This window comes from Psychrobacter aquimaris (assembly GCF_016107525.1).
Taxonomy (GTDB): Bacteria; Pseudomonadota; Gammaproteobacteria; order Pseudomonadales; family Moraxellaceae; genus Psychrobacter; species Psychrobacter aquimaris.
In genome coordinates this window covers 264,789-276,034 of the sequence record NZ_JABASR010000004.1, presented here as the reverse complement: position 1 = coordinate 276,034, position 11,246 = coordinate 264,789, and the positions used below count along the sequence as shown (strand labels likewise).

Below are 11,246 nucleotides of genomic sequence, written 5' to 3'. Positions count from 1 at the left end.
TGATAAGTTGATAAGTTGATAAGTTGATAAGTTGATAAGTTGATAAGTTGATAAGCGTTGCTCTTACAGATTATGTGATATCAGTAAAGACATTGCTATAAAATTCAAATAACAAAAATGCATGAAATAAGACAGGGTGTGAGTAATGGCAGGATATATTTTGGCTTTGGATCAAGGGACAACATCGAGTCGAGCGATATTGTACGATGATCATGCGCGTCCGATAAAAATGGCGCAGCAGCCCACCACTTTACAAACCCCAAAAGCGGGGTTTGTCGAGCAAGACGCGCAACAGATTTGGCAAACGCAGATTAGCTGTGCGCATGATGTGATTAATCAAGCAGGGCTGCTTGCTATCGATGTCACCAGTATCGCGATTACCAATCAGCGTGAATCGATTGTCATGTGGGATAAGCAAACGGGTAAACCTTTAGCCCCTGCCATCATTTGGCAAGATCGCCGCACTGCGGACTATTGTAAAACACTCGCGGCTGAGGGTGCTAGCAGTATGATGAATGACAGCCATGATGATGTGGCAAGCGAAGTGCAACGCATTACAGGGCTGCGTTTAGACCCGTATTTTAGCGCCAGTAAAATCGCTTGGTTGTTAGAGAACAATCCAAAATTGAGCGTACGAGCCAGTAGAGGAGAAATAGCAGTTGGTACTATAGACAGTTGGCTTATATATAAGCTAACAGGTGGCGAGCATGTCATTGATGTGACCAACGCTTCCCGTACCTTGCTATATGACATACATAAGCTGGCGTGGTCAGACGAGCTTTGTGCCCGTTTCGCCATACCCATGAATATCTTGCCTAAAGTGCTACCATCTGATGGTGATTTTGGTAAAACCAAGAAAGGACTGTTTGCCAAACAAATTCCTATTCAAGCGGTATTGGGCGATCAGCAAGCGGCGCTTTTTGGCCAAGGCTGCCTCGATGCTGGTATGGCCAAAAACACTTATGGGACTGGGTGTTTTATGCTGATGAATATTGGTCAAAAACCTAGACTTAGCGAGCATAAACTCCTAACAACCATTGCTTGGCAACGAAAATCCACACCAACTTGTCCAGATAATTTATCGTTTGATCAAATTGTACAGTCGGGTAAACGCATATTGCAGCCACCCAAAAAGGAAGTCACTTATGCCTTAGAAGGTAGTGTGTTTATGGCAGGTGCTATTGTTCAATGGTTACGTGATAATTTGGGTATGATTCAAAAAAGCAGTGAAATCGAAGAGTTAGCACTGCAAGTGGACAGTAGTGAAGACGTGGTGTTACTGCCTGCATTCACGGGACTAGGGGCCCCTTATTGGCGCTCCGATATCAGCGCGAGCATTACCGGTATGAGCCGTGGTACGACTAAAGCCCATATTGCCCGTGCGGCTTTAGAGGCAGTTGCTTATCAAACTTATGATGTGCTCATTGCTATGCAAAAAGACAGTCCCCATCCATTAACTGAGCTAAGAGTAGATGGCGGCGCTGCCAATAATGACTTATTGATGCAGTTTCAAGCTGATTTACTCGATGTGCCTGTTTTGCGTCCGAGGGATACAGAAATCACTGCCAAAGGTGCAGCATTACTCGCGGGATTAAAAACGGGGCTATATGATGAAGCGACGATGCAAGCGTCATGGCAAGTCGATCGGATTTTTGAACCCAAAATGTCCAGTGATATCCGTGAACAGCATCTGGATAAGTGGCAACGAGCCATTGATAGGGCATTGACTTCATTATAAGTATTTGAATAGATGAATAAAAATATTGTAACAACTGAATGAAAAATTACTTAAAACGCTTCACTGTCCTACAAAATCGTTATAAAGATACAGGCTGTAACGCAAGGCAATCGCAATACGGACACAGTTTACATAATCAGCCTATCTGTCCTTACCTATAAATTTCTATACTTCAGTTGGATTTAGCAAGACCGCTAGTTTTTTAGCAAACAAATAATTCAACAAATAATAAATAATTTAAGGAAAATATAATGAGTAACCATGACGGTATTGATCGCAGTGAAGTAAAGCACATGTCAAAAGAAACCAAGCAAGATTTGAATGCTGACATTATTACAGGTGAGCCAGGCTCGCATCCAATAGGGACGGGTATTGGTGGTATCGGCGGTGCAGCAGCGGGTGCAGCAATTGGTACAATGGCTGGCCCACTTGGTACGCTAATTGGCGGTGCTATTGGTGCTATCGTTGGTGGCGGTGCAGGACATGCAGCAGCAGAAGCGATTGACCCAACGCGTGAAGAGGCTTACTGGCGTGCAGAATATGCAAATGTAGATTATTATAAAGAAGGTTATGATTTCGACCGTGATCTACATCCAGCCTATGCAGTAGGGTATGCCAATCGTGCTCGTTATCCTGTCGATGCGCGCTTTGAAGATCATGAAGCTGAATTAGAGCGTTCATGGCATGAAGTAAAAGGTGAATCGCGCATGGAGTGGGAAGAGGCACGCAGAGCATCGCATGACGCATGGAATCGTGTGTCGTAATAAGGGCAGTTGACCCCTATAGGCGAATACTATTGTGAATGAGGTGATAGTAGGTAGTAGTGCTATCTTTAAATTAAATAAGCGAAACTAACAGCATATCTAATTTAAGTAAGTAAATAGCACATAAGCTTACTATCTTATCACTGTGATTAGTCTAATTGTAGACTTTATTCTGTTAATAGACTAAGTAATTTCAATTTATGCTATTTTAAAGCTTCCAAAGATTTCTTTGGAGGCTTTTTTACTGTATATTAGTATATATGAATATATCTAATAGCAAGGTTATCTTTAGAAGCAATAATCTAAAATAAAAATAATAGGTAATTTATGACCAGTAACGCAGCAGGTAACAGCGCCAAACAATTTTATATCGCCACTGCCAATTTGCTCAATCTTGCCAATCCTAACCGAATTTATTACGACAATGCGCCGGCTTACAATGATAATGAATACGAGCATAAGCTACGCGGCATTACCGATTTATTAGCAAAGGCTCATGCCGATATTATTGCAGTACAAGAAGTCTGGGATAGTGAAGCGCTTGAAGCATTGGCGGTATCATTGGGGTTTAAGCCCGAGCATGTCGTTATACCATTGGCAAGTAATGACAGTTCAAGCCCTTATACCCATGGAAAAGGGGCGCAAAACACTCCTGCCGTTGGTATCATTAGTCGCTTTGAACAATTAGAAAGCAGCTTGCTTGAAGATATTGCACCAAAAGCGGTGATTGATATCCCTGATATTGGCCCTTATCTACGTTTTAATCGTCCACCATTGGTAGTACGGGTTGATGCCTTTGGTCAACCGATAACGATTATTACGGCGCATCTAAAAAGTAAACGTGCTTTTTTCTTACGTGATGAAAATGGCGATTTGTTAGAAGACATGGATGATCCAAATATTCGAGTCCGTGCCAAGCTCCGTAGTTTATGTATGCGCGCTGCAGAAGCTGCCTCTATCCGTATGTCTATCATAGAGCGTTTGCACCATACTCGAGAGCCATTGATTTTATTAGGTGATATGAACGATGTCACCGGTAGCGTCACTACCCAATTGATGGCTGAGACTGGTGAAGTTAATTACGATAAAGGCATGCGTGATGTTGCCTTATTCGATGCTGCTCGCATCCAAGCACGCTATGGCTGGATGAAAGATGTGGCATATACCCATATATATCAAGGTATGCCAGAAGTGATTGATCAGTTATTTGTTTCAGAAGAATTTCTACCTGATAGTAAGTTTTCACTTGGTCAGGTTGAAAGAGTGGACTATTTTAATGACCATTTGAAGTGGGATTATGCAGATAGGGTCATCGATCATGGTATTATAAGAGCGAAAATTAAACTCAATGATTAATTTTATTACATTGCTTGGTTAACGCTATTAAATGGTTGACCTATACATTTTTTTAAACCCATTTATCTCCCTTGCTTGATAGTGTACAAGCGTTTATGATGCCACTCCGTTAGACGTAGTAGTGCTGATACCAGTTCTACATTATTAGCTAATAGGATGTAACTCTTCAATTTAGGGCGAATACTAACTATTGAAGATTATATTCATAAAATAGGGTGTAACATTAAGAGAATTATGATGAGCGAAAATAAAGACGAAAAGATTGAAGATGTGTTGGTAGACTCGGAACTGGCAAAAAAACTGGTACCGAATAAGTTTAAGTTTACTAGCCAGCAAGGCCGTGCGCGCCGTCAAAAACTTTTGGCTGGTGCCAAAAAATTGAGTGAAACCCAACCTATTAATGATATTACTTTGGCTGCTGTATGTGAAGAAGCCGGCATTCCAAGAGCTTCTGCTTATCACTTCTTCCCTAACATCGAAGCAATATTTTTAGCATTGCGTTTTTTGAATGCTATCGAAATATTAGAAATAGTAGAAACGGTCGATATTGGTAATTATGACAGATGGCAGGGCTATTTGACGGCACTTATTGATAAGTGTGTGACGATATTCCATAACGACGAAACCAAAGCCAAGCTCATTTATGACACGAACACGCCTGATTTTGAAGGTGATAGTTTTGGTGAAGATATCGATCATCAAATTGTCGATTTGGTTTATAAGCGTTTGTCAGAGCGTTATGAGATGCCGAGTTTCCACGATATTCAAGACACGCTATTGATTGCTTATAGCATTATTAATGCGATATTCACATTGTCTTATCGTCGTCATCAAAGCATTACCAATGAATATATCCAAGAAGCGAACACCGCATTTATCGCTTATTTGCGTTGCTATCTACCAGAAAAGCTACCGCGTAAAAATCGTTAGTTTTTTTCGCTATATAGGTGATAAAAAGACATTAGGGCATGGTTAACATGCTCTAATATCATCTAAGTAAATACAGAAAAAGCCGACATCATATGTCGGCTTTTTCTGTATTTACTGCCTTGATGAGCAGTGGTAATAATGGACTTAACGGATAGGCGTTAATACTTGCCCACGGCAACTATCAGCACTCGTATCTAATGTCTCATATTGCTTATAATAGCTGACGATCAATTCTTCCAAAGCGACGTTGGTCTGTGAATCATGGGTATTGACGTAAGCTTCGCGGGCTTGTTCAAGCCAACGATCTGCCATGCGGAAATGGATACCTGATTCCCGCCAGCCGCGCTCGCATTGGTTCGTAGCGGCCCAAATTAAAGCGACCTCGCTGAAGGCTATCTCTCGTGGTGCTGACTTGATACCACCACTATCTTTGAGTGCACTTAAGGTCGCCCATAGATCAGGGCGCATGAGAGCAGAGTTTGATGGTATGTCTTGAATAAGGTTGAGATCTTGTTCCTTGCCATTTTTTAAGGTGTTCAAAATCGTCTCCGCTGCCTGTGCGGCTTGCTGGCCAGCAGGTGAACGACTATTCATACTGTCTTGATGAAGGGCATAGTTAAGCCAAGCCTGAGCTTTATAGGCAAAATATTGCTGACGTGCGCTCATATTTTTTTGTTGGTACGGTTGTAACTGTGTCAGCATGCAATTCATATTACGTTGGCGCGTACTTTGGTATTTTGGGCGGTGAGGCTGAGTTTGAATATCATTGGCACAGTGAGTAGCGCCATGGGTTACTGTCATTTCAGGAATATGAGGACCCGCCGATGCAACCGAGGTCATTGTCAGGAACAAAACAGTCGATAATAAAGCCGTTATAGGCTGTTTATAATGGGCTGCTTTGTTGGCAGGATTAGGCATGATGCAAAACCTTATATTAAGCGGATCAGTATCAGTACTTGCAATTTTCGGCGCTGATTTCATTGCTTATTAAAATATATTTGTCATGTAATATGATGAACAGCGCGATAACGCCCGCATTGTCGTCAGATGATAACACGACAATGAGACTACATTACAATGTAGAATGGGTCGTTAAATGCTTGTTTTTGCGTGGATCATCACGTTTGAATAAGTTTTCGTCAAACTTGAAACGTAGTCTAAAGTAAGCGCCCTGCTGGGTTGTATCATCATAGGCGATGTCTTCATCCTCAAAGCCCATAAAGTTATAACCTAGTGACAACCAAAGATTGGTCATTGGACTATAGCCCACTTCAGCACCCAGCATATAAGATATATCATCTGCTTGTTTGTTCCAATAAGTGCCTGCTTGCAAGCCTACATCCCAGCGCTCACTGATGTCATACAGACCACGAGTATAAAGCGCATGAGCTGTATTGTCACTGCTGATATTATCTGCATCAAATTGAGTATATTTACCTGCATAACGACCTGATAACGTCAGCGGACGCGTTGGATGATAGTTACCACTCAATGACCAGATAACGGCGTCTTTTTGATAGGCATCATCGCCAGTACTGTTATCATCTAAGCGATATTCAAGCTTGGCTAACATGTCTAACTGATTGCTATCATAATCACGATAAGCAGCCCCTAGCTGGAAACGATTAATCGTGCGATTGCCATCGTCATAATCGACGCGCGAGTAGATGTCTTTGGCCAACAGAGTCACATCGTCGGTATAGCGATAAGCAATACCTGCGCTACCAAGTAAAGTATCGCTTGTTTCACCCCAACGTTTCTCAAAGCGTCCTGATGCTTTGTAGTTTTCTTTCGCAAGATACTCTACACCAATGCCCGCTGCTGTTGCGGTGTTTTCGGTATCACCCTCTAATGATTCAACACGCTCAAATAGAGTATTGATGGTTAAACCTTGCTGGACATACCATTTGTTCTTAAGACCGATGGCCGCTTCAGCTTCGCGGGCACTGATAGCATCGCGCATGCGGTATTCGCTATAGACTTTGCCGTCTTTCATATAGTTGGCATCAAAACCAAATACGGTACGTTGGCGTTCTTCAGTATCATCAAGACCATAGCTACCAGATAGACTGTTGATCAAGTCATGACGGGCGTATAGGCGACCTAAACCACCTAGCGGCGTTTCGCCTCCGATAGAGGTTGCATTACGATTACTGTTCTCGATATCTTGCTCATATTCTGCAAATACTAAAGAGTCATTGAGCTTTGGTAATCGTGCCGTGATACGAGCGCGGGCGGTGGTACCTTCAATATCTTTTTCAGAGTCACTAACATTATTTAGTGCCGACTGATTGATAATATCGTCATTAAAGATAGTGTCATTAGTCACATCTACAACGTCTGTTACCGCTTGGATATTGCGTGAGGCAGCCGTCGCATCTTGCTTATAATAACGTAAGCCAATCTCACCAACAATGTTGGTGCTCAAACGCTGTTCAATACTGGCTAAGACACCTTGGCGGCTAGCATCAGTGGTATGATCTTTAGTGCGTATGCCTTCTAGTTTTAGCGCGGTCTTTTTATCATTAATTAAATGAGTGACTTCAATACCCGACTCAGCCCGTCCAGCAGTCTGCGGTGAGGCCCCAGTAACGAAACCTTCATCAGTATCGTTATAATAAGCTTTGGCACGAGTGTTTTTCTTGTTATCAAAGTCAAGCTCGATACGTAAGGCATCACCTTCTGCATTCTGACCATCTAATTCTGTCGCATTAATTTGATTGCTTGGCTGAAAATTTGGGTTTTCAGCTTTGTTCATCGCGTATTCAGCAACGAGCTTTAGCTTATCGTTGAACTTGATAACGCTATTGACACTAGCAAGTTCTTCTTTGTTCAGTGGGTCGTCACTGTTGATATAGCTACCACCGATGGCGACTTTATTAGTCAACTGTTGCTTAGCGGCAATGCCACCGACCAAGTATTTTTCGCCGCCTTCATCTACTTCTACAGTGACCCGTAGATAAATAGGGTTGCCATCGATATCTTGGCTAGCGATAGGGGCTTTTAAAAATAAGCTGCGGCTAATCGGGTCTATCTCGTAATCAGCAAAACGAGTTAGCGTCTCACGATTGATGATGAGACCAGGATTATTGGCGTCACGAGTGATAACTTCGACGATTTCAGAGTTTTCTAGCACCGCGTCAAAGTTCTCCGCCAGTGGGTAGGGACCTGAAATACCTAAGCCGCGAGTCTCGTTAACGCGCTGGCTAGTACTAGTCTCTGCCAAAAACGCAGTCACACGAGTATTGTTATCTTCAAATTGGGCTTTTAGACCAGTCAACGTACGGTTGTATTGACCCAGTTTGATGCCTTCATCATTGTCAATTTGTGTTTTTAGATCGCCATACATAGCGAACGAGCGACCCTTGTCTAGACGCACATAGAGCTTACTGGTTGATTGTGCATCAAAGCCTTTTGCAGATGAATCACCATAGACAGGATAGTACTCACCAGGCTCAATATCACGGACGAGGCGCTCGCCTTTTTTGTCACTGTCATAAGCCAGCGTCAGCAAATAATCACCACGTACTTTGCCTTTTAGGAACATGGCGGCACGACCAGATGCAGTATAGTCATCGTTACCGGCAAAATCATTCAGCTCTTGTTCAAAGGCACCTTGAGCATCTGTAATACTGCTACCGTCAAAGTCTTTGAGTGAGATGGCACCTTCGACGATGCCCACAGCGATAAGTGGACGCAGCTTAGCCGTGAACTGTAATGGAATCACTTGTTTACTGGTACCAGTATCGATTACCAACTCGCCCTTACCGGGTACGCTTGGCGCGGTCACGGGTATGAGTAGCTCTCCACCAGAGACAATAACTTGCGTACCAGCTTGATCTTTACTGCTGTCATTAAGATTAATACGGCCAATATTGGTATCGATAGTAATTGGCGTTGAGGCGATATAAGGACGGCCATCACGGTCTTTTAGGCTAATAACGACTTGATGGTCGCTAACGCCATCTGCCGGTACTAGCTGCGCTTGAGTACGGTAGTCAATGGTTTGTAAATTATCTGGCGTTAATACTGTAATGGTTTGATCAGAGATAGTTTTGCCATTCACATCAGTGGCGACACCGCGCAAGGTATTGTTGCCACGCTTTAAGTCGACGGCATAGTAATCAAAGGCAGTCACATTCTGTTTTTTTTGCTCAGCAGTTTTGCCGATATGTTGTTCTGATACTGCTTTTCCATTGGCATATAATGTAAATATTGAACCCAGTGGCGCTTGTACCTGTACCATTTGTTTATAAGTGCTGAGCTGCTGGCCTTCGTTTAAATTGATAAAACCCACGTCATTGTTAGCCACTTCTTTGAGATATTCCTCCAGCTCCTTTTCTACTGGTGGTGCTACCGTGGTTACGGTCATATCAACCCGATTGGCGGCTGGATTGATCATCTCATTGACGATAGCAGAGTCACAGTTACTACCCAGATCTAAGTCGCCATTGATGTTGCAGCCACTGGCGTCTACATTATCATCGTAGTCACGATTGTAGTCAGGATCTAGGGTTAGCTCAGTTTTTACTGCTTGCTCAAGGCTATCATTCTTAGCACCTACTGAGTTGCTACGAGCGACAAGCTCAGTATTCAAACGCTCAGTGCTATCGCCCATGCCGACAAAGATACCGAAATCCGCACGATGTAATTCGCCATACTTCAAATCAACGAAACGGCTGCCAGCATCGCCAGCATTGCGATTACTTTGAGTAACCATCTCGGTTGAGTGAGGGATGGTGGTACGGTCAACTTTTAAGACATGAGTTTTGGCACTAACACCATAGAAGTTATACTTACCTTCAGGGTCGGTGACGACAAAGTTACCGTTTTCCATGTAAATACGTACGCCTGCGACACCAAGCTCGCCATCTTCTTTTTGTTGAATACCATCACGGTTGATATCGTGGTAGACCTTACCGATGATGATGCCATCAGTATTCATGACGCCGCGCTCTACTTCAATCTTCCACTGCGCTTCTCTTGAGACTAAGCTTTTACCTTGTTCATTATTAGCAACAGCGGTTGCACGGTTGATGCCATCACCACCCAATGATGAGGCACCGATTAAGACACGATAAGTGATTTTTTTACTTTCGCCATTTGCCATGTTACCTAAATTTAGCACCTGATATTTACCGTCAGCCTTAAACTCAGTGGTTTGTTCTTGGTTGATATTGATATCAGCAGTTTGGTTGACACGTACGCTACCATCTACATAGGCAAAGCCACGTGGTAGGGCGTCTTTTAGTTGCACATCGTAAGCAGTAGCGTTACCGCTATTGGTGATATTGATGGTATAGCTGACATAGTCACCAAGCTCGGCACTTTTGACATCACTCTCTTTGTTCACGACAAGGCTTGGAATGTCATCGACGATACGGATCTGTGAAGATAAATTATCGATACGGAACGTCAAGTCGCTATCGCCTGGTATTTCTTCATCACCAGTGCTAACAGAAGGAGCAATACAAGCATCTAAGCTTACTGTCACAGTATCGTTTGCTAATGCTTGAATCAGCTTATCGCTGATGGCATTGGCATTGTTTTGTGTTGGCATAGACAAGCGATATTGCCCCGTATTATTGCCAGTTTCAATGGCTTTCCACGAGACCTTGTCACCTGTCATCAAGGACGTGATTGTCAGCCACACTTGATCCGTTTTGTCCGGCTGGGCGTTACACTGCGCGTAGCTTGCATCAATATAGACGTTTTCGTTGAGTTGTGAGGTTGTTTTGTTTTCATCGAATTTAGGCGTCGTAAATTTTATTCCAGATTCGACGATCTGCATTTTTTCAGTAACACTAACAGATGACACCGATGGATTTTCAAGAACAACAGCCTTGATATTGATATCTTCAGTCTCACCCGTCTTGCCGTTAGGATTTGACAGAGTTTGCATGATAATTTTCATGCTTTCACCTTGACCAAGTTTGATCTGAGTGCGAGAATTAGAGAAGAAGACTTCACTATCTTCACTGTCCACAATTCCGTTGTCATTAAGATCTTGATAAACTTTAACATTAGAGATAGACGGTGTTACGTCAAGGGTTAGCTCAACAGTCTCATCGCTAAAACTGGTGTTGCTCAGCGTTTTATTCCAATTAACCCAAGTGTTGGGTGCAACTGTGCGCAACGTTTGTTGATTTAAGCTAATGCCATATTGAGGAAGTTTAGAAGATTGAATTTGTACTAGGTTTGATGTGCTGGAGATTGCGACTTCATTTTGATTGCCAACGTTATAGCTGGCGTTTGCAATATTATTGATAATTTGTAGGTTAGGGTTTGATGCATCAGCTGCAATTGCGATGTTTGATTGCATAAGCAACATTGCCAATGACAGCGTAGAGATCTTCGCTGTACACAATGCGGTACGATTAGACGGTGTCATGGTAGATAGAGTCATGTGTCGCTTATCCAATAAAATATCGGTGAGGGAACCTACAAGCATCCTGAAA

At 42.9% G+C, this 11,246-nt stretch carries 6 protein-coding genes; 4 read left to right on the top strand and 2 right to left on the bottom strand.

Annotated features, from left to right (window positions below; translation table 11 throughout):
• The first annotated feature begins 145 nt into the window (after nucleotides 1–145).
• The 4 genes from glpK to JFC10_RS05625 all read left to right on the top strand — a co-directional run bounded on the left by glpK (nucleotide 146) and on the right by JFC10_RS05625 (nucleotide 4,788).
• A complete protein-coding gene (gene glpK, locus JFC10_RS05640; protein ID WP_087814991.1) occupies nucleotides 146–1,738 on the top strand; it encodes a glycerol kinase GlpK in 1,593 nt (530 codons plus the stop codon).
• A 251-nt stretch (nucleotides 1,739–1,989) separates the two neighbouring features.
• Nucleotides 1,990–2,502 (top strand): hypothetical protein, encoded by a 513-nt coding sequence (locus JFC10_RS05635; RefSeq protein ID WP_193012842.1) that lies wholly within the window; start codon nucleotides 1,990–1,992, stop codon nucleotides 2,500–2,502.
• A gap of 327 nt (nucleotides 2,503–2,829) precedes the next feature.
• A complete protein-coding gene (locus JFC10_RS05630) occupies nucleotides 2,830–3,858 on the top strand; it encodes an endonuclease/exonuclease/phosphatase family protein (protein ID WP_198332039.1) in 1,029 nt (342 codons plus the stop codon).
• 237 nt (nucleotides 3,859–4,095) lie between these two features.
• Nucleotides 4,096–4,788 carry a TetR/AcrR family transcriptional regulator gene (locus tag JFC10_RS05625; RefSeq protein ID WP_193012903.1) on the top strand — a complete coding sequence of 231 codons (693 nt, stop codon included), beginning with the start codon at nucleotides 4,096–4,098 and terminating at the stop codon, nucleotides 4,786–4,788.
• 144 nt (nucleotides 4,789–4,932) lie between these two features.
• Here JFC10_RS05625 and JFC10_RS05620 read toward each other — a convergent pair whose 3' ends face one another.
• Together JFC10_RS05620 and JFC10_RS05615 are read right to left on the bottom strand one after the other, a co-directional pair.
• Complete coding sequence (locus JFC10_RS05620; protein WP_198332038.1) at nucleotides 4,933–5,706, bottom strand: hypothetical protein; 774 nt, start codon at nucleotides 5,704–5,706, stop codon at nucleotides 4,933–4,935.
• 154 nt (nucleotides 5,707–5,860) lie between these two features.
• A complete protein-coding gene (locus JFC10_RS05615) occupies nucleotides 5,861–11,194 on the bottom strand; it encodes an SdrD B-like domain-containing protein (RefSeq protein WP_198332037.1) in 5,334 nt (1,777 codons plus the stop codon).
• Nucleotides 11,195–11,246 lie beyond the last annotated feature (52 nt).

Bases quoted from the DNA above. Each gene is read 5' to 3' on its own strand.
- JFC10_RS05615 (WP_198332037.1), bottom strand. From the start codon at position 11,194: ATGACTCTATCTACCATGACACCGTCTAATCGTACCGCATTGTGTACA.
- JFC10_RS05635 (WP_193012842.1), top strand. From the start codon at position 1,990: ATGAGTAACCATGACGGTATTGATCGCAGTGAAGTAAAGCACATGTCA.
- glpK (WP_087814991.1), top strand. From the start codon at position 146: ATGGCAGGATATATTTTGGCTTTGGATCAAGGGACAACATCGAGTCGA.
- JFC10_RS05625 (WP_193012903.1), top strand. From the start codon at position 4,096: ATGAGCGAAAATAAAGACGAAAAGATTGAAGATGTGTTGGTAGACTCG.
- JFC10_RS05630 (WP_198332039.1), top strand. From the start codon at position 2,830: ATGACCAGTAACGCAGCAGGTAACAGCGCCAAACAATTTTATATCGCC.
- JFC10_RS05620 (WP_198332038.1), bottom strand. From the start codon at position 5,706: ATGCCTAATCCTGCCAACAAAGCAGCCCATTATAAACAGCCTATAACG.